Below are 17,959 nucleotides of genomic sequence, written 5' to 3'. Positions count from 1 at the left end.
CCTGGTGTTTTTGGGGATCTCGGTCGCAGTGTTTGGGGTGAGGCGGGGGCGGGTTGGCTACCAGGGCGATACCCCCGATGCCGCCCGCCCCGGGCTGGCTGCTGGCAGGCTGGCGAGCATGCTGGCCAGCCAGTCGCGTGTCTGCGCCGGGTCGATCACATCGTCGATCTCGTTGTAGCTGGCCACGTTCAGCGCCTTGCCCTGGGCATAGATCTCTTCGGTCTTGGCCTGGAAGTAGGCGGCCTTCTCGGCAGCGTCCTCGAAGGCTTCCAACTCGCGCCGGTAGGCCAGGCGCACCGAGCCTTCAATGCCCATGGGCCCCAGCTCACCGGTGGGCCAGGCCACCGTGGCCACTGGCACCAACAGGTTGCCGCCCAGCATGGCCTGCGCGCCCAGGCCATAGGCCTTGCGCAGCACAATCGCAAGCACCGACACCTTGATGTGGCTGGCCGTCACAAAGATGCGGGCAAAGTGCCGCACGGCTGCCGCCTTCTCGCTCTCGGGCCCGACCATGAAGCCCGGCGTATCGCACAGCGACACCACCGGCAGGCCGTAGTTGTCGCACAGCTCCAGAAAGCGCGATATCTTGTCGGCGCTGTTGGCATCGAGCGCGCCGCCCAGGTGGCTGCCATCGTTGGCCAGCACGCCCACGGCCTGGCCCTGCAGCCGCGCAAAGCCGGTGACCACGCTGCGGCCAAACTGGGAGCGCAGCTCCAGAAAGCTGCCGCTGTCAAACAAGGTCTGCACCACGGCACGGATGTCGTAGCCCTTGACCCGGTTTTCGGGCACCAGTGCGCGCAGCCGGCGCTGGTCGGCATGTTCGCCGGGCGGCAGCTTGCCCTGCACAAAGCCCAGGTAGGTCTGGGCCAGGGCCACCGCCTCGGTCTCGTCGCGGGCCAGCAGGTCGATCACGCCATTGCGCATCTGCACGGCCACGGGCCCCACCTCGTCGGCCGCCACCACGCCCAGGCCGCCGCCTTCGATCATTGCCGGCCCGGCCATGCCGATGCTGGCATCCTGCGTGGCGATGATCACATCGCAGCAGCCCAGCAAGGCGGCATTGCCGGCAAAGCAGCGGCCCGAAACCACGCCAATCGTCGGCACCTTGCCCGACAGCCGCGCCATGTGCGTGAAGGTGGTGAACTCCAGCCCCGACACGCCCACGTAGTCGGTGTCACCGGGCCGGCCACCGCCGCCTTCGGCAAACAGCACAAAGGGCAGGCCCAGGCGTTCGCTGGTGTGCACGATGCGGTCCATCTTGCGGTGGGCCATAAAGCCCTGCGTGCCGGCAAACACCGTGTAGTCATAGGCCATCACTGCGCAGCGCGATTGCTCGGGGCCAAACTGCAGGCCGTTGATGCGGCCCAGGCCGGTGATGGTGCCGTCCGCCGGGCTCAGGCGAATCAGCTCCTCCTCGCTGCGGCGGCCGCGTTGCATCGCCAGGGTCAAGCCGCCATATTCGACAAAGCTGCCGGCATCCAGCAGCTGGTCCAGGTTCTCGCGCGCGGTGTTCTTGCCATGGCGCCGGCGCTTGGCCACCGCTTCGGGCCGGGCCGCATCCATCAAGCCTTGCTGGCGCTGCAGCACCTTGGCCAGATCGGGGCGTATCGCATCCAGGTCGGCCTGCTGCTGCTCGCTGGCCAGTGCATCGGCCGATGCATCGGGCAGCACCCAGCCGAGCAGGGTGCCTGTCGCCACCACCTCGCCCAGCAGCGCGCTGCGCGCCACAAAGCGGCCGCCGTGGCCCAAGGCCACGCTGTGCTCCAGCTTCATGGCCTCCAGCACCGCCACCGATGCGCCCTTGGCCAGCACGCTATGGGCATCGGTCTCCAGCGCAATCAAGCGACCGCGCATCGCAGCGCGCACCGCATGCGCGCCCTCAGGCAGTGCGGGCTCGTCGTTGCTGTTGGATGGCAAGGCGTTCTGGCCAGCGCCCTGCGGACCAGGCTGGCGCTGTGCTGCCAGCGCCGTGGCAGCCGCATGCAGCGCCGGGCCTTGGCGTTCCACATAGGTGGTGTCGATCTCTCCGCGCAGCAGCTGCGCGTCGCGCAGCAGCGCACGCAGGTAGTCCAGGTTGGTCTCCACACCCTGGATATGGAACTCGGCCAGCGCGCGATCGGCCTTGGCGCAGAGCACCTCGAACTGGCTGGGCCCGCTGACGATCACCTTGGCCAGCAAGGAGTCGTAGTTGCCCGAGGTCTCGTAGCCGGTATAGCCAAAGCTGTCCACGCGCACGCCCGGGCCGGTGGGCGGCTCAAAGCGCGCCAGGGTGCCGCCCGTGGGCAGGGCCTGGGCATCGGGCTGCATGATTTCCATGTTCACACGCGCCTGCAGCGCAAACTGGCGCGGCAGCGGCCGTGCCTGGTCCAGGCCCAGGTCCTGCAGGCTGGCACCATCGGCCAGCGCAAACTGCAGCGCCACCAGGTCCAGCCCGGTGATGGCCTCGGTGATGGTGTGCTCCACCTGCAGGCGCGGATTGCATTCGATAAAGATGTATTGGCCGCTGCGGCTGTCGACCAGAAACTCCACCGTGCCCAGGCCTTGGTAGTGCATCGCGGCGCCCAGGCGGCAGGCATGCTGCAGCAGCTGCGCGCGCAGCGCGGCGCTGATGAAGGGGCTGGGCGCTATCTCCAGCAGCTTCTGGTGGCGGCGCTGCAAGCTGCAATCGCGCTCAAACAGGTGCTGCACCGCGCCGCTGCCGTCGCCCACGATCTGCACTTCGATATGGCGCGCACCGCCGATGCGCTGCTCCACATACAGATCGCTGCGGCCAAAGGCGCTCAGCGCTTCGGAGCTGCAGCGGTCAAAGGCTGCGGCCAGGTCTGCGGCGTGCATCACCGCGCGCATGCCCCGCCCGCCGCCGCCCGCCAAAGCCTTGAGCATCACCGGCCCGCCCAGCTGCTGCATAAAGGCCTGGGCCTGCGCCAGGCTGGTGGCGCTCTGCGTGCCTTGCGCCACCGGCACCTGCTCGCGCTGGGCCAAGGCGCGCGCCTGGGCCTTGTCGCCAAAGGTCTCCAGCGCCTGGACCGAGGGGCCGATAAAGCGCAGACCGGCGGCCGCGCAGGCCTGCGCAAAAGCCGCGTTCTCGCTCAAAAAGCCGTAGCCGGGGTGGATGGCATCACAGCCTTCCTGGTGGGCAATCTCAATCAGGTGCGCGCCGTTCAGATAGGCGGCTGCGCCCTGGGCGTCCAGCGCGCGCGCCTGGTCGGCCGTGCGGCGGTGCAGGCTCGCTGCATCGTCGCTGGCGTAGACGGCAACGCTTGCGATGCCCCGGTCTGCGGCCGTGCGCGCAATGCGCACCGCAATCTCCCCCCGGTTGGCGATCAATACCTTGTGCATGGAAATCCTTCTCTCTTCGATCACGCTGCCCCGCATCGGCGCGGCAGCGGGCCGGCAGCGGGCCGGCAGCGGATGGGCGCCGGCCTGCGCGCTCAGATGGTTTGGCTGACGAACTTGCTGCTGAGGTAGAAGGCCAGCGCATCGGCGCCGCCTTCGCTGGCATAGCCCGAATCCTTGACGCCGCCAAACGGCTGTTCGGGGTAGCCCATCGCAATCGAGTTGATGCCGACCAGGCCGCTTTCGATCTCGTTCTTGAACCATTCGCCGCGCGTGGCCGAGCCGGTGAACACATAGGCCGCCAGGCCCCAGGGCAGGCGGTTGGCCTCTTGCAGCGCCTGGGCATCGCTGTCAAAGCGCGCAAACGCGGCAATCGGGCCAAAGGGCTCTTCGTTGAAGATGCGCGCATCCTGCGGCACATCGGCCAGCACCGTGGGCGCAAAAAAGTAGCCCTTGCCATCCGGTGCCTTGCCGCCCGTCACCACACGGGCGCCCTTGGCCACCGCGTCGTCCACCAGGGCCTGCATGGCGGCCACCCGGCGCGGGTTGGCCAGCGGGCCCATGCGGGTGGCCTTGTCCAGGCCATTGCCCATCACATAGCCTTCGGCAATGCGTTGAAAACCGGCAATGGCCTCGTCGTACAAGGGCGCCTGCACCAGAAAGCGCGAGGGCGAGATGCAGGCCTGGCCGGCGTTCCAGAACTTCTGCACGCCCAGCAATTTCAGGCTGCGCGCCAGGTCGGCGTCGTCGCAGACGATGGCGGGTGCATGGCCACCCAGCTCCATCGACACGCGCTTCATCGCTGCGCCCGCTTGCGCGCTCAGCAGCTTGCCCACCGAGGTGGAGCCGGTGAACGAGATCTTGCGCACCACGGGCGAGGCAATCAGGTGCTCGGAGATGTCACCGGGCACGCCATAGACCAGGCCGAGCACGCCTGCGGGCAGGCCGGCCTGCTCCAGCACCTGGATAAAGCGGGCCAGCGCCACCGGCGTTTCTTCCGAGCCCTTGACGATGATCGAGCAGCCCGCAGCCAGTGCGGCGGCTATCTTGCGCACGGCCTGGTTGATCGGGAAGTTCCAGGGCGTGAACGCTGCCACCGGGCCCACCGGCTCATGCTGTACATACTGGCGCAGCTCGGGCGAGCGCGGCGGGATCATGCTGCCGTAGCAGCGGCGCGCCTCTTCGGCAAACCATTCCAGCACCTCGCTGGCGCCTGACAGCTCAATGCGTGCCTCGGTCAGGCGCTTGCCTTGCTCATGCACCAGCATCAGCGCCATCTCTTCAGCATGCTCGCGCACCAGCGCGGCAGCCTTGCGCAGATAGGTCGAGCGCTCCATCACCGAGGTTTTGCGCCAGGCGGCAAAGCCGGTCTGGGCAGCGGCCAGCGCGGCATCCAGGTCGGCGCGGCTGGCCTTGGCCACGCGGCCAATGCTGGTTTCGTCGGCGGGGTTGATGATGTCCAGCCATTCCTGGCTGCTGCTGTCGCGCCACTGGCCGTCGATCAGCAATGGGACCTGGTAGTTCATGCGGTGCTCCTGGTTTTTTCTGGCTTTAGCTTTGCAAAATGGCGCGGCCGGTGACCTTGCCGGCACGCAGCTCGTCCAGCACGGTCTGCACGTCGCCCAGCGGGCGGCTGCTGAGCGGCAGGGACGGCAACACCCCCTGCTGGACCAGTGCCACCAGCTCGCGCAGCTCGGCCAGCGAGCCCACATAGGAGCCGCCGATGGAGATGGCGCGCATGGGGATCAGCGGCAGCTGGATGCTGGCGCTGCCACCAAACAGGCCCACGATGAGGATCTTTCCGCCCTTGCCGACGACGGCATTGGCAAACTCGAAGCTGCGTGTGGAGCCGACAAAATCGAGCACGGCCGATACGCCTTCGGCGCTGGAGCGCGCCAGGGTCTTGGCGGCATCCGCCTCGGCCGGGTCCACCACACGGCTGGCGCCGGCATCCAGCGCGGCCTGGCGCTTGGCCGGGTCGATATCGACAACGATGGGCCCCAGGCCATGCAAGGCCTTGGCCAGCGCCACGGCCGCCAAGCCCACGCCGCCCGCGCCAATGATGACCAGCGGCGCCTGCTCGGTCGCGGGCGCCACTTTTTTCAGGGCCGAGTAGGCCGTCAGCCCCGAGCAGGCCAGGGTGGCGGCAAAGGCGGCGTCAATGCCGTTGTGGTCGATCAGGTAGCGCGGGTGGGGCACGCGCACATGGGTGCTGAAGCCGCCATCCCGCGTGGTGCCCAGGCTCTCGGGGCGGGCGCACAGGTGTTCATCACCCCGGGCGCAAAGCGCGCATTGGCCGCAGCCAATCCAGGGGAAGACGATCACCGAGCGGCCCAGCGCGCCTTGGGCATCGGGCCCGTTGGCGGCCACGGTGCCGACGATCTCATGGCCCAGGGTGCGGGGCGGTTTGAGCACTTTTTCCAGGCCGAAGTGGCGGCCGTCACCCAGGTCAAAAAAGCCCTCGGCCATGTGCAGATCGCTGTGGCAGACGCCGCAGGCGCTGATGCGCACCAGCACCTCGCTGCCCTCAGGCGCAGCAATGGCGCGGCGCGCCAGTTGCAGCGGTTGGCCAAAATCGACGACCTGGTAACTCAGCTGTTCGCCAGGGCTGGCGGTTGCGTTCGACATGCGCTTGTCTCCTCAATCAACGGGGCTCAATGGCTGCTGGCGCGGCGCTTTGGCAGGGGCCTGAAACGGCTGCTCAGCGTTGGAAAAGCCCAAAGATACTGATCAGTATCGATTGGTACTATTGGGGATTTCACGCATGGAGGGCGGGGTGGCATCTTGTACAAAACGGCCCGCCTTTCCACTATGCTGGGGCCATGCGTACAGCGTGCTGGCGCGCGTCACCCCGCAGCCCCACGCCCACCAGGAGACATTCAGCAGTGCAGCTACCACCCACCGACACCAACGCAGGCGATGCCAAGAACCAGATCCAGGAGTACAAGGACACCTTGATCATCAATGCCGCTGCCGAGCTGTTCTACAAGCGCGGCTTCAAGAGCGCGACGCTCGATGAGATAGCGGCCTCGATCGGCGTGACCAAGCCTTTTATCTACAAGCGCTTCAAGTCCAAGCACGAGCTGCTGGAGCGGCTTTTCGACAAGGTGTTTGCCGGCCTGTATGAGGCCGTGAGCCAGTGCGAACAGCTGGAAGACAAGGACCCGGTGCGGCGCTTTGAGTTTTTTATCGACACCTACACGCGCCGCAAGATCGAGCTCAGCACCTTCTCGGTCATCCTGCTCGAAGAAGAAAAAAGCCTGAGCCCGGAAAAAATCAGCGATATCCGCAGCAAGTACCACGGCTTTGATGCGCTGGTGACGCGGCTCATCGTCAACGGCGTGGAGGCGGGTGTTTTCCAGGTCGGCAACCCCAAGGTGACGGCCTTTGCGATCAGCGGCATGGTGCAGTGGACGCACCGCTGGTACCAGCCCAACGGCAAGCTGTCCATCGAGGCGCTGTGCCAGGAGATGACGCAGATGGCGCTGCGCCTGGTGGGCTGGACGGGGCAGTACGTGCTGCCCGCGCCGCCTGTTGCGCAGCGCTGATCTACCTGCGCCGCTGGCACGCCAGGTTGCCGCGAATGTCCTGCGTAAAGACGGTCTTTACCATTGAATATAATTGAGATTCATTCTCAACTATTCACTTTGGCAGCAGGGCGCGGACATCGCATGGCATCTCCCGGAGACTCGGCTTCGCCCATCGAAGCGCTCTACAAAAACCACCATGCCTGGCTGCAGTCCTGGCTGCGGCGCCGTCTGGGCAATGCAGGCGACGCGGCCGACCTGGCCCATGACACCTTCATTCGGCTCATGGTGTCGCCCCGCAATGTGGATGCTGCTGATGAACCGCGTGCCTTTTTGACCCATGTCGCCAAAGGCCTGGTGGTCGACTTGTGGCGCCGGCGCGAGATCGAGCGCGCCTACCTGGAGACCCTGCAGGCCATGCCCGAGCCGCATGCGCCATCGCCCGAGACCCAGCTGCAGGTCATCGAAGCGCTGGTGCAGATCGACCGGCTGCTGGCAGGCCTGGCGCCCCGCACGCGCCAGGTCTTTTTGCTGGCGCAGCTTGAGGGCCTGAGCTTGCAGCAGATCTCCGACCAGGTTGCCATGCCGGTGATCACCGTGCGCCGCCATATCCACAAGGCTCTACTGCTGTGCCTGGAGGCCGCGTGATGGCGGGCGTTGCCGCGCAAAACACCTTGCTCAGCGAAGCGGCCGACTGGCTCATCGTGCTGCGCTACGAAACGCCCACGGCCAAGGAGCAGGCCCGTTTTGAGCAATGGCGCAGCCAAAGCCCCGCGCATGAGGCCGCCTGGCACAAGGCCGAAGCCATGCTGGGCGTGTTTGCCCAAGTGCCTGCCGAGGTCTGCCAGCAAACCTTGCACGCCGTGCAGCGGCCCGACCGGCGCAAAAGCCTGGCCTGGCTGGGTAGCCTGCTGGTGGCGGCCCCTGCCGGCTGGCTGGCCTGGCGAGAGCTGTCCTGGCGCGACTGGATGGCCGACCAGGCGACCGACGTGGGGCAGTCGCGCTCCATGCTGCTGCCCGATGGTTCTACCTTGACGCTCAACACCGCCAGCGCGGTGGCCATCCATTTCAACGCACAAGAGCGCCGGGTGCGGCTGCTGGGGGGCGAGATCTTGGTGACCACCCATGCCGACCCATCGCCCAGCTACCGCCCCTTTGTCGTGGAAACACGGCAAGGCACCGTGCAGGCGTTGGGCACGCGCTTTAGCGTGCGCCGGGTGGATGCGGACACCAGCCGCGTCGCCGTCTTCAGCCACGCCGTCGCCATCACCAACCAGCAAGGTGCCACCCAGCTGCTGCAAGAAGGGCATACCACCGACTTCAGCACCACTAGCATCGGCCCGCCAACCGATGTGCAAGCCAGTGCCGCGCTGTGGGAGCAGGGGATGCTGCTGGCCAAGAACATGCCCCTGGCCGACGTGGTGGCCGAGATCGCCCGCTATCGGACTGGGCGTCTGCACTGCGACCCCGCCGTGGCCCAGCTGCGGCTATCGGGTGCTTTATCGCTCAAGGACACGGACGCCAGCCTGGCGCTGCTGGCGCAGTCGCTGCCGGTGCGGATCGAGCGGCAGGCGCATGGGGTGGTGAGGGTGGTGGGGCGCTAAGCATTTTCTAGCGGCTCATAACGCTTGGCATGCAGCCAATGGACACGTGCATTGCACCAGCCATGCTCATCATTTGAATAAGCGAAATTTAGGGATAAGACATTATTTGTTTGGTGAATATACTGTCGCAAAATCAAGGGAGACCCGGTGGCACAAACCAAGCACATTCCATATCTGGCATCCATTCTCGCCGTATCTGCATTAACTCTTTGCACCGCTCCCAGCTGGGCTGCGCGTGACTTCACTCCCCAGGCCGGCACCTGGGTCATCAGCGATGAAGTGGACGGTAAACCGGGCCGAGGTTTTGCCATCGATGTGCAGGGCAATACTTTCTATATGCAGGTATTTGGCTACGAGAAAAATGGCGATGCCACTTTCTATGCCGCCATGGGCCAGATGGAGGGCGATACCGTCACAGCCCCGTTGATCCGCTACCAAGGCGGACGCAGTTTTGGTAGCGAGCCACGCGATGCGCAAGAAGACAAAAGCATTGGCGATGTGAAGCTCAGCTTTCGCAATGGTTTGCAGGGGACGATACAGCTGCCTGGCGAGTCGGCAAAGGACATCGAGCGCTTTATTTTTACTGCGCCAGATGCTGCGTATTACCAGACTGAGCAGTGGAAGAATGCAACGCGTTCTAGTCGGTGGCTTGGGCTGAATGCGCAAGGTGAAGTCGTGAATGCCTGGTATGCCAGTCTTCAATCAAGTTCTACCGAACCCTTGCGCTTGCACCTGTATCGCGAAAGCCATGCTGAGACGTTGGAGTGCAGCCGCCCAGTCCAAAGCGATATTTTCCGCTGTGTCGCAGCAGGGGATATATCCCCTGGACAAGCACCAGAGGTCAAAGAGGTGAAGTTTCGCTTGCTAGGCGCGCAGGTGGCTGGCACTGTCAGCCTGCAAGCTGAAGGCGCTGCCCCCCTGCTGTTGCTGGGTTTCAATACCCGCGTAGATTTTCCGTATCGCGGCGCGGTCATCACCGGTTGCTGTTCGAACGGACTGGAGTCGTATCTGCCAGGGACATTTGGTTATTCGCACCGGCCAGCCTATCTGCCCAGCAATGGCACATGGGTGATGGTCGATGAATTGACGGGCAAGCCTGGGCGAGGCGTGAGTCTGGATGTGCAGGGCGGAAAAATGCTGATGCAGGTCTTTGGCTACCTTCCCAACGGCCAGCCCAATTTCTCGATGGGCGTTGGCGATTATGCGGCCGATCCCCAGGAGGCGGGAACCAGTGGAGCCCGTTTCAACCTGCAGCAGTACCGGGGTGGCCGCAGCGTGGGCGGTGCAGCTGCCAGTGGGCAATGGCTGCGGGACGATGGCGAGGTGGAGGTCCGCATTTCTGGCGCGAAGGGCGTCGGTCTGGCAGAGGCAGTGGTGCAGTTTCCAGGAGAGCCCGCTAAACCTATGCGCCGTATTTCCTTGCAACCTTGGCAAACGACAGAGGACAAGCTGTTTGGCGAATGGTATATCCCGGGCTCGTTCCGAGATGGAGTACCAGTGACTATCACTCTCAATCGTTTGGATGGCGATTTCGCCACCACTGAAGATGGCTCGGTGAGATGCAAATTTAACGCGCAGGTATCGCGAGGTCAATGCCAAAGAAGTGGTGCGACAGAAAACGCGTATGCCATGGACCTGTATGACGAGTTTGTCGTGAGCAACTTTTCAATTCGCTTGCGTGATCGCCATGGCAATCTCACCGGACTTGGCAATGTACCCATGGATTGAGTAATCGCGCAGGCCAACGGATTCGCTGCGGAGCGAGGGCGCTTTGATTTATCAAAAAGGCATCCATTTGCGGATGCATATACAAGGAGATGAAGTGACGAAATTTGGTTTATTGCAATCCTTGCGCCCAACGCTGATGGCGTCATTGCTGGCTCTGTCCTGCATGAGCAGTTGGGCCGCGCGGGATTTCACCCCGCAATCAGGCACCTGGATCGTGAGCAGCGAAATCGATGGCAAACCCGGCCGAGGTTTAGCCATCGATGTGCAGGGCAATACCTTCTTCATGCAGGTCTTCGGATACGAGAAAAATGGTGACGCGACCTTTTACACTGCGACGGGCCAGATGGAGGGCAATAGCGTTACCGCTCCGCTGATGCGCTACAAGAATGGGCGTAGTCTGGCCGGGCCGATGCAGGATGCCGTTGAAGACCGGAGCGTAGGGCAGGTGACCGTCAGCTTCCGCAACGGCCTGAAGGGAACGCTGCAGTTCCCTGGCGAATCAGCGGTGGCGATTGAGCGCTTCATGGTGACCAGTGATGCAGCGAGCGTCACCAACCCACTGGCACAACAAGGTGGGCGCTCATTGCGGCTGTTTACGCTGGATGCACAAGGGCAGCCCGACTACACCACCCAGGCGCAGCTTTGGCGAACCGATGATGGCATCACCCATATGGGATGGATCAAGCCCAGCGTCATTGGAATGGTTGTCTACCAACCCCTGTTCCAGTGTGATGTGCTGCCAGGAACGGCTCGCATGCAATGCACGCCAAAGGACGCTCAAAGACCTGCCGACATCGCTGATATCGAGAGCATGGAGTTGCAGTTTGCGGGCTTTGATATCCAAGGCGTGTTGCGCATTGGCGGCAGCCATCCCCATACCAAGACCATTACTGGTTTTGATCTGGGCGCTGCCTTGAATGAAGCTCCCTACGTCGAAGGCCGCACCACGATCACGCCGGTGCAGCACCATAGTTATCTGGCTTCCAATTTCGGATACGGTCCCGCCTGCCAGGTGACCTGTTACTCGTCCGTCACGACCAACATCCTGATGCCGATGAACGGCACCTGGGTGGTGGAAGATGAATTGACGGGTAAGCCCGGTCGTGGCATTGCGCTGGATGTGCAAGGCGATACCGCCATCCTGCAGCTGTTCCATTACCGTGCAGATGGCCAGCCCACTTTCCATATGGGCAGCGCCATTTACAAGGGCAAAGGTCCGGGCAGCCGCGCCAGCGTGGCAACGATTCCGTTGCGGCAATACCGGGGCGGGCGCAGCCTGGGCGGCGCTGCAACTACGGCGGAGCTGGAGGCCGAGGCGGGCAATGCCATTGTGGAGTTCTACAGCCCACCGCTGGAGAGCGGAGCCATAGACCGCAATATCTGGTGGACGCAAGGGCAGTTGCAACTGCCCGGTGAGCCGCCCGTCAAGATTCGGCGCCTGCAAACCGATGTGCCAGCCAGTTTTGCTGAGCGCATGTTTGGTGACTGGTATGCCCGAAGCGGCGAGGTCGTTACCCGGTTTGATCGTGTACAAGGCGATGGTGTCATCACCGCGGATGGCAAACTGCTTTGTCTGCCTGTGGGCCTGACACCCGGCTCCAACATGAGCTGTGGCGAGCCGGACGGCAACCAGTGGCGTTCGCACTACTCCACCTATCTGCCAGACATGGGTCGCGCAGGACCATTCCTGCGCCTGCGCGACCGATTTGGCAATGCAACGGGGCTGGGTGCGCTCGATTGATGGGGTCTTTGGCGCGTTCAGCGTGCATGCCTTGCACGTGGCCCCGCAGGCCAACGGCAGCGTGCCGCACCCAACCGCTCCAACGTACGCCCACTCCAGTAGCCGCCCCGCAGGTCCCCGGCAGTTTCTCCCATCGAACAGACAGTATGGCTCCGCCACCGTGATCGATACCGGCAGCGAACAGCGGCTTTCCACCTCCATCCACGAACACAACAATGCCCAGCTGATCTACGAAGCAGCCGGGCAGAGCGTGTTCGGCATCAAGGCGCGCACGACGGTCGCAGCGCAGATGGAGATGCTGGTGGCCGAGATGAACCAGGCCTGGAGGCGGGTGAGTGGGTTTGTGCAGTAGGGGGAAGTAACTGACCCAGTCAGGGCGACCCAGTCAGGGCGACCCGGTCGGGGAGACCCGGTCGGGGAGACTCGGTCGTTTGGACCGGGTCAGGCTGGTGCGTCAAGCTGGTTTTTCAGTCTGGCTTATCAAGCAGCAGCCAGCCGCTCCTTGGCCAGCTGGGTGCCCGCTGCCAGCGCCTTGAGCTTGCCCCAGGCCACATCGCGCGACATGGGTGCCAGGCCGCAGTTGGTGCAGGGGAAGAGGCGGTCCGCGGGCACAAACTCCAGCGCGCGGGCAATGGTGTCGGCCACTTCCTCGGGCGTCTCGATGGTGTCGCTCGCCACATCGATCACGCCCACCATCACATCCTTGCCCGCCAGCAGCTTCATCAGATCGGGCGGCACATGGGAGTGGATGCACTCCAGGCTCACCTGGTCGATGCTGCTGCGCGCGAGTGCGGGGAACACCGTCTCGTACTGGCGCCATTCGTCGCCCAGGGTGCTCTTCCAGTCGGTATTGGCCTTGATGCCGTAGCCGTAGCAGATGTGCACGGCAGTGGTGCAGCTGAGGCCCTGCGCTGCGCGTTCCAGCGCCTGCACGCCCCAGTCGGCCGCGTCCTTCATGTAGACGTTGAAAGCCGGCTCATCAAACTGAATGATGTCCACGCCATCGGCCTGCAGGGCCAGCGCTTCCTGGTTCAGCAGCTCGGCAAAGGCCATGGCCATCTTCACCTTGTCGCCATAGAAGCGGTCCGCCACGGTGTCCACAATGGTCATCGGGCCGGGCAGGGTGAACTTGAGCTTTTTCTTGGTGTGGGCGCGTGCCAGCTGCGCTTCAAACGCATGCACGCGGCCCTTGAGGCGCAAGGCCGCCACCACCTGCGGCACCATCGCGTCATAGCGGTTGTCGCGGATGCCCATCTTTACCTTGTTGTCGAAGTCGATGCCCTCCACCTGCTCCAGAAAGCCATGCACAAAGTGCTGGCGTGCCTGCTCGCCGTCGCCGACGATGTCGAGCCCTGCATCTTCCTGGGCCTTGATCCACAGCAAGGTGGCATCGGCCTTGGCCTGGCGCAGTGCATCGCCTTCTGTCATCCACTGGGGCCAGAGCTTGTTGGTTTCGGCCAGCCAGGCGGGTTTGGGCAGACTGCCGACAATGGAGGTTTCAAACATCAAAGATTTCCTTTTTCAAAAATGAGGGGCAGGTTGGCGTGCAAGGCATTGTGCGCAGGCCGCTGCTGAATGGGGTTGCCTAGGTGACATCGGCAGCATGGCGCCGCAGCGCCATGGCCTTGGCACAGGTTCCTAGACGCTGGCCTGGGCCGCCCAGGCTTGCAGAACACCCTGGTAAGGTTTGATGAAGTGCTTTTCGGCAAATTGGCCTTGCTTCACAGCCAGCTGGCTGCGCTCTTCGCGGTCATAGACGATCTGCGTCAGCGAGTAGTCCTCGTGCTTCAGGCTCGGCTGGTAGCGCGCTCCGGCGGCGGCATTGGCGTTGTAGATCTCCGGGCGGTAGATCTTCTGGAAGGTCTCCATCGTGCTGATGGTGGCGATCAGCTCCAGGCTGCTGTAGTCGCCCAGCAGGTCGCCATGGAAGTAGAAGGCCAGCGGCGCAACGCTGTTGGCGGGCATGAAGAAGCGCACCTGCATCCCCATCTTGGCAAAGTACTGGTCGGTCGACGACAGCTCGTTTTGCTGGTACTCGATGCCCAGCACCGGGTGCTGGTTGCCGCTGCGCTGGTAGACCTTGCTGGTCGATGCGCTGATGCAGATCACCGGCGGCTTGCTGAAGTTCTCCCGGTAGGTGCTGGAGGCCGCAAAGGCCTTGAACAGCTTGCCATGCAGCTCGCCAAAATGCGCAGGGGTGCTGAAGCCGGCCCGGTCCAGGTTGTGCGCCGGCAGCAGCACGCTGAAGTCATAGTCACGCACATAGGACGAGAAGTTATTGCCCACAATGCCGGCCGTGCGTTGGCCCGTCTGCTTGTCCAGGATATGGGTCTGCAGCATCTCGATCAGCGGAAAGGCCTCCTGGCTGCGCTGCGCGCCCAGCTGCATTTCCACCGTGACGATGTCCAGCTCCACCGCATAGCGGTCAGCGCTGGGGTTGTCCCAATGGGCCAGCTCGTTGAAGCGGTTGTCGATCATCCGCAAGGTGTTGCGCAGGTTCTGCTGCCGACTCTGGCCCCGGGCCAGATTGGCAAAGTTGGTGGTGATGCGCGTGCTGTCGGAGGGCTGGTAGTGCTCGTCAAAACGCAGGCGCTGGATGCTGAAACTGATGTCGCTGCTCATGGAGGTCCGATCGTTGAATGCGGGGGACCTGAGGCGTCTTGGTCACCAGACGCGGCTCAGGTCGATGGGCCGGATGTTAGAGTGAGTTATCCATGAAGTAAAATGGTTTTATCTCATAAATCCATGAATATGGTTCATCTGAATGCTTGAACGTATCCACCTCAGCATCGTGCAGCAGGTCGAGAAGCAGGGCTCGCTCACAGCGGCGGCAGGCGTGCTCCACCTCAGCCAATCGGCCCTGAGCCACAGCATGAAAAAGCTCGAGCAGCAGCTGGGCACGGACGTATGGCTGCGCGAAGGCCGCAGCCTGCGGCTGACACAGGCCGGCCAGTACCTGCTGGCGGTGGCCAACCGCGTGCTGCCCCAGCTGGACCTGGCCGAGGAGCGCCTGGGCCAGTTTGCCCAGGGCGAGCGCGGGGCGCTGCGCATCGGCATGGAATGCCACCCCTGCTACCAGTGGCTGCTCAAGGTCGTCTCGCCGTATCTGGCCGCCTGGCCGGATGTGGAGGTGGACGTGAAGCAGAAATTCCAGTTCGGCGGCATTGGTGCGCTGTTTGGCTACGAGATCGATCTGCTGGTCACGCCCGATCCGCTGTTCAAACCCGGGCTGCAGTTTGAGCCAGTGTTTGACTATGAGCAGGTACTCGTCGTGCCCCGGGGCCATGCGCTGGCCTCTGCCGCCTATGTGAAGCCCCAGCAGCTCACGCAGGAAGTGCTGATCAGCTACCCCGTCGATATCGAGCGGCTTGACATCTACAACCAGTTCCTGCTGCCCGCAGGCGTTACGCCCCGGCGCCACAAGGCCATTGAGACCACCGACATCATGGTGCAGATGGTTGCCAGCGGCCGGGGTGTGGCGGCGCTGCCGCGCTGGCTGGTGGAGGAGTACGCCGCCAAGATGGACGTGGTGCCGGTGCGGCTGGGCCCGCGCGGCATTGCCAAGCAGATCTTTCTGGGTGCGCGAGAGTCCGAAACCGCCATTGACTATGTGCGCGCCTTTATCGAACTGGCGCGCCAGCCGCGCGCTGCCACCGCTTCTGCTACAGCCAACAAAGCCTAGCTGGGGCCGGCCACACGCACAAAACGCACGCTGATGCGCAGGCCTGGCCCAAAGGGCGGCGTATAGCGCTGCTGAGCATCGGCCAGTTGCAGGTTGGCGCCCGTTGCGCGTGCCACCTCCTGCACAATCGCCAGCCCCAGGCCGGTGCCGGGCGTGTCATTGGCCAGGCGGTAAAAGCGCTCCAGCACCCGATCGCGGCTTTGCGCTGGTATGCCCGGGCCATTGTCCTGCACCCACAAAAGCAGGCTGTCCGCGCTGGCTTCCAGGCCCAGCGTGACCTGGCCTTGCGGCGGTGTGTAGCGGATGGCGTTGTCCACCAGGTTGGCAATCAGCTCGGGCAACAAACGGCTGCTGGTGTACAGCGCAAACATATGCGCATCGGGCAAGGGCTGGGCCGCATCTGCTGCTGCCACAGGCGCTTCGCTCTCCTCCCATCCCAGGTCGATCTGCTTAAGGTCGGCCGCCGGCGCCAGGGCTTCCAGGCACTGCAGGCAGAGCGCGCGCAGGTCCACCCACTGCGGCGTTTGGGCGGTATGCGCGGCGCTGCCGGCCTCGGCCTGTGCCAAGGTCAGCAGCTGGTTGGCCACATTCAGCAATTGCTGGTTGCTGCGCTGCAGCCGTTGCAGCACGGCCAGGCGCTGCGCGACCGACAGGGCCGCCAGCTCGGCCGGCGTCTGGCCCAAGGCCTGTTCCAAGGTATGGGCCTGGATGGCCAGCGGCGTGCGCAGCTGGTGCGCGGCATCCGAGATGAACTGGCGCTGGCGCGCCACCTGCGCGCGGATGGTGCGGGCAAACTGGTTGACGGTATCGGCGAGCGGCCGCAGCTCCTGGTGGAGCTGGCGCGAGTCAAGGTGAAAATCTACATCCCGCGCAGGGCGCCCGGCCAGCTGGCGCGCCATGCGCAGCAGCGGGCGCAGCTCCAGGGTCAACGCGGTGGCGCTCACCAGCACGGCCACGGCCAGCGCCCAGAGCAGGTATTCCATCGTCGGCCACCACAAGGTCTGCACCATGTTGTCGCGGCTGTGGGTGGTCTTGCCGACCAGGATGGTGATCTCGCGCGCGCCGGCCACGTCATACATGGCCCGTCGCGTGATCACGGCGCGGATTGGCTGGCCTTGCCACAGGGCGTCATACCACTGGGCGTTGTCGCTGCCGCTCAGCTCCAGTTGTGGCGGCTGCGGAAAATTCTGCTGGCCCGCCAGCAGCTGGCCTTGCGCATCCATCACGCTCAGGTAGACATGGTCGCGCGCGGGCGACATGAACAGGCTGAGCGCCGAGGGCGGCACACTGGCGCGCACATCGCCGTCCTCCCAGATCAGGCGGTCGGCCAGGATCTTGGCCGATGACAGCAGGTCATGGTCCTGCACATAGTCGGCCGCGTCCTCGGCATGCTCATGGGCAAACCAGCCGCACAGGCCCACCAGCACCGCCAGCGGCAGCAGCAGCCACAGGGCCAGGCGTGCGCGCAGGCTGTGCAGCATTCAGTCCCCGCCGGCCAGTTTTTGCTTGAGCAGGTAGCCCACCCCGCGCAAGGTCATGATCGTCGTGTCGCTGGCCTGCAGTTTCTTGCGCAGGCGGTGCACATACAGGTCCACCGCGTCGGCGCTGGCCTCTTCGTCCATGCCGTAGATCACATCCATCAAACGCTGCTTGGGCAGGGCGCTGCCGTTTTGCAGCATCAGCGCTTCGAGCACGCTGCGCTCGCGCGGCGGCAGGGCCAGCTCCTCGCCCGCCACGCTGAACAAGCGGGTGCGCAGATCGAGCTGCAGGTTGCCGCAGCGCACATGGTTCTCGCGCCCGGGCATCTGGCGCCTGGCAATGGCCTGCATGCGCGCCAGCAGCTCGCGCACCTCCACCGGTTTGACCAGGTAGTCATCGGCGCCAATCTCCAGGCACAGCACCTTTTGGTCGAGCGAATCGCTGGCCGTCAGCACGATCACCGGCAGGCTGTCACCCCGCTCGCGCAGGCGGCGCAGCAAGGCCTTGCCGCTGAGCTGGGGCAGGTTCAGGTCCAGCAGCAGCAGGTCGTAGTGCGATTGGCTCAGCAGCTGGTCAGCGGCATCGCCACGGTCCACATGGTCCACCACAAAAGCATGTTGGCGCAGCAGCTCGGCCAGGGACTGGGCCAGTTCCAGGTTGTCTTCGACCAGAAGGATCTTCATCGGAGGAGGGGGCGCACCGGGCGCCCGCAAATAGATCAGGGATAACCACTAAAAATGCTGCGGTGCAGCGAAAGCGCACTGAAAGGGTGCAGTTTCTAGACTCTGTTCCTATCCGGTGCATTATGCGGTCGCCCAGGGCGATGCTGCTGAAGGTGCCAGGACCACAACGTCAAGGAGAC

At 64.1% G+C, this 17,959-nt stretch carries 14 protein-coding genes; 7 read left to right on the top strand and 7 right to left on the bottom strand.

The window, feature by feature from the left end:
• Positions 1-57 precede the first annotated feature (57 nt).
• The 3 genes from LPW39_RS03375 to LPW39_RS03365 all read right to left on the bottom strand — a co-directional run bounded on the left by LPW39_RS03375 (position 58) and on the right by LPW39_RS03365 (position 5,964).
• Entirely contained in the window at positions 58-3,339 is a 3,282-nt protein-coding gene (locus tag LPW39_RS03375) for a carboxyl transferase domain-containing protein (RefSeq protein WP_230771337.1), read from the bottom strand.
• 92 nt (positions 3,340-3,431) lie between these two features.
• Complete coding sequence (locus tag LPW39_RS03370) at positions 3,432-4,862, bottom strand: NAD-dependent succinate-semialdehyde dehydrogenase (protein ID WP_230771335.1); 1,431 nt, start codon at positions 4,860-4,862, stop codon at positions 3,432-3,434.
• 25 nt (positions 4,863-4,887) lie between these two features.
• Positions 4,888-5,964 carry an alcohol dehydrogenase gene (locus LPW39_RS03365; protein ID WP_230771332.1) on the bottom strand — a complete coding sequence of 359 codons (1,077 nt, stop codon included), beginning with the start codon at positions 5,962-5,964 and terminating at the stop codon, positions 4,888-4,890.
• A gap of 257 nt (positions 5,965-6,221) precedes the next feature.
• Between LPW39_RS03365 and LPW39_RS03360 the strand changes: the two genes are divergently transcribed.
• From LPW39_RS03360 to LPW39_RS03335, 6 genes are all read left to right on the top strand, one after another.
• Complete coding sequence (locus tag LPW39_RS03360) at positions 6,222-6,884, top strand: TetR/AcrR family transcriptional regulator (protein WP_230771330.1); 663 nt, start codon at positions 6,222-6,224, stop codon at positions 6,882-6,884.
• Positions 6,885-7,007: 123 nt separating this feature from the next.
• Complete coding sequence (locus LPW39_RS03355) at positions 7,008-7,511, top strand: sigma-70 family RNA polymerase sigma factor (protein ID WP_230771328.1); 504 nt, start codon at positions 7,008-7,010, stop codon at positions 7,509-7,511.
• Positions 7,511-8,467 carry a FecR domain-containing protein gene (locus LPW39_RS03350; protein ID WP_230771326.1) on the top strand — a complete coding sequence of 319 codons (957 nt, stop codon included), beginning with the start codon at positions 7,511-7,513 and terminating at the stop codon, positions 8,465-8,467. Before LPW39_RS03355 ends, LPW39_RS03350 begins: the two co-directional genes overlap by 1 nt.
• 147 nt (positions 8,468-8,614) lie before the next feature.
• Positions 8,615-10,195: a hypothetical protein gene (locus tag LPW39_RS03345; RefSeq protein WP_230771324.1), complete on the top strand. Its 1,581-nt coding sequence runs from the start codon at positions 8,615-8,617 to the stop codon at positions 10,193-10,195.
• A 94-nt stretch (positions 10,196-10,289) separates the two neighbouring features.
• Entirely contained in the window at positions 10,290-11,936 is a 1,647-nt protein-coding gene (locus LPW39_RS03340) for a hypothetical protein (RefSeq protein WP_230771323.1), read from the top strand.
• A gap of 160 nt (positions 11,937-12,096) precedes the next feature.
• Positions 12,097-12,288 carry a hypothetical protein gene (locus tag LPW39_RS03335; protein WP_230771321.1) on the top strand — a complete coding sequence of 64 codons (192 nt, stop codon included), beginning with the start codon at positions 12,097-12,099 and terminating at the stop codon, positions 12,286-12,288.
• A gap of 128 nt (positions 12,289-12,416) precedes the next feature.
• Here the strand turns inward: LPW39_RS03335 and LPW39_RS03330 are convergent, their stop codons facing one another.
• Both LPW39_RS03330 and LPW39_RS03325 read right to left on the bottom strand, forming a co-directional pair.
• Positions 12,417-13,442: a methionine synthase gene (locus tag LPW39_RS03330; protein WP_230771319.1), complete on the bottom strand. Its 1,026-nt coding sequence runs from the start codon at positions 13,440-13,442 to the stop codon at positions 12,417-12,419.
• A 132-nt stretch (positions 13,443-13,574) separates the two neighbouring features.
• Complete coding sequence (locus tag LPW39_RS03325) at positions 13,575-14,558, bottom strand: DUF1852 domain-containing protein (protein WP_230771317.1); 984 nt, start codon at positions 14,556-14,558, stop codon at positions 13,575-13,577.
• 142 nt (positions 14,559-14,700) lie between these two features.
• Here LPW39_RS03325 and LPW39_RS03320 point away from each other — a divergent pair, with 142 nt between their 5' ends.
• Positions 14,701-15,618, top strand: a complete 918-nt coding sequence (locus LPW39_RS03320) for a LysR family transcriptional regulator (protein WP_230771315.1) — start codon at positions 14,701-14,703, stop codon at positions 15,616-15,618.
• On the opposite strand, the gene LPW39_RS03315 is transcribed toward LPW39_RS03320, so the two are convergent.
• Together LPW39_RS03315 and LPW39_RS03310 are read right to left on the bottom strand one after the other, a co-directional pair.
• Positions 15,615-17,099, bottom strand: coding sequence for a sensor histidine kinase (locus LPW39_RS03315; protein ID WP_230771313.1), 1,485 nt, complete (start codon positions 17,097-17,099; stop codon positions 15,615-15,617). The two genes, LPW39_RS03320 and LPW39_RS03315, sit on opposite strands and share 4 nt — an antisense overlap.
• Positions 17,100-17,780 (bottom strand): response regulator transcription factor, encoded by a 681-nt coding sequence (locus tag LPW39_RS03310; protein ID WP_230771312.1) that lies wholly within the window; start codon positions 17,778-17,780, stop codon positions 17,100-17,102.
• Between the last annotated feature and the right edge of the window lie 179 nt (positions 17,781-17,959).

The sequence above is a fragment of the Comamonas koreensis genome (assembly GCF_021026195.1).
GTDB classification, from domain to species: domain Bacteria; phylum Pseudomonadota; class Gammaproteobacteria; order Burkholderiales; family Burkholderiaceae_C; genus Comamonas; species Comamonas koreensis.
Note: the sequence above shows the minus strand (reverse complement) of the source record. Positions and strands in the feature narration are given on the sequence as shown.

Excerpts from the sequence above, each read along its gene's own strand:
- LPW39_RS03315 (WP_230771313.1), bottom strand. The coding sequence starts at position 17,099 with ATGCTGCACAGCCTGCGCGCACGCCTGGCCCTGTGGCTGCTGCTGCCG.
- LPW39_RS03365 (WP_230771332.1), bottom strand. The coding sequence starts at position 5,964 with ATGTCGAACGCAACCGCCAGCCCTGGCGAACAGCTGAGTTACCAGGTC.
- LPW39_RS03310 (WP_230771312.1), bottom strand. The coding sequence starts at position 17,780 with ATGAAGATCCTTCTGGTCGAAGACAACCTGGAACTGGCCCAGTCCCTG.
- LPW39_RS03350 (WP_230771326.1), top strand. The coding sequence starts at position 7,511 with ATGGCGGGCGTTGCCGCGCAAAACACCTTGCTCAGCGAAGCGGCCGAC.
- LPW39_RS03320 (WP_230771315.1), top strand. The coding sequence starts at position 14,701 with ATGCTTGAACGTATCCACCTCAGCATCGTGCAGCAGGTCGAGAAGCAG.
- LPW39_RS03370 (WP_230771335.1), bottom strand. The coding sequence starts at position 4,862 with ATGAACTACCAGGTCCCATTGCTGATCGACGGCCAGTGGCGCGACAGC.
- LPW39_RS03330 (WP_230771319.1), bottom strand. The coding sequence starts at position 13,442 with ATGTTTGAAACCTCCATTGTCGGCAGTCTGCCCAAACCCGCCTGGCTG.
- LPW39_RS03325 (WP_230771317.1), bottom strand. The coding sequence starts at position 14,558 with ATGAGCAGCGACATCAGTTTCAGCATCCAGCGCCTGCGTTTTGACGAG.
- LPW39_RS03375 (WP_230771337.1), bottom strand. The coding sequence starts at position 3,339 with ATGCACAAGGTATTGATCGCCAACCGGGGGGAGATTGCGGTGCGCATT.
- LPW39_RS03355 (WP_230771328.1), top strand. The coding sequence starts at position 7,008 with ATGGCATCTCCCGGAGACTCGGCTTCGCCCATCGAAGCGCTCTACAAA.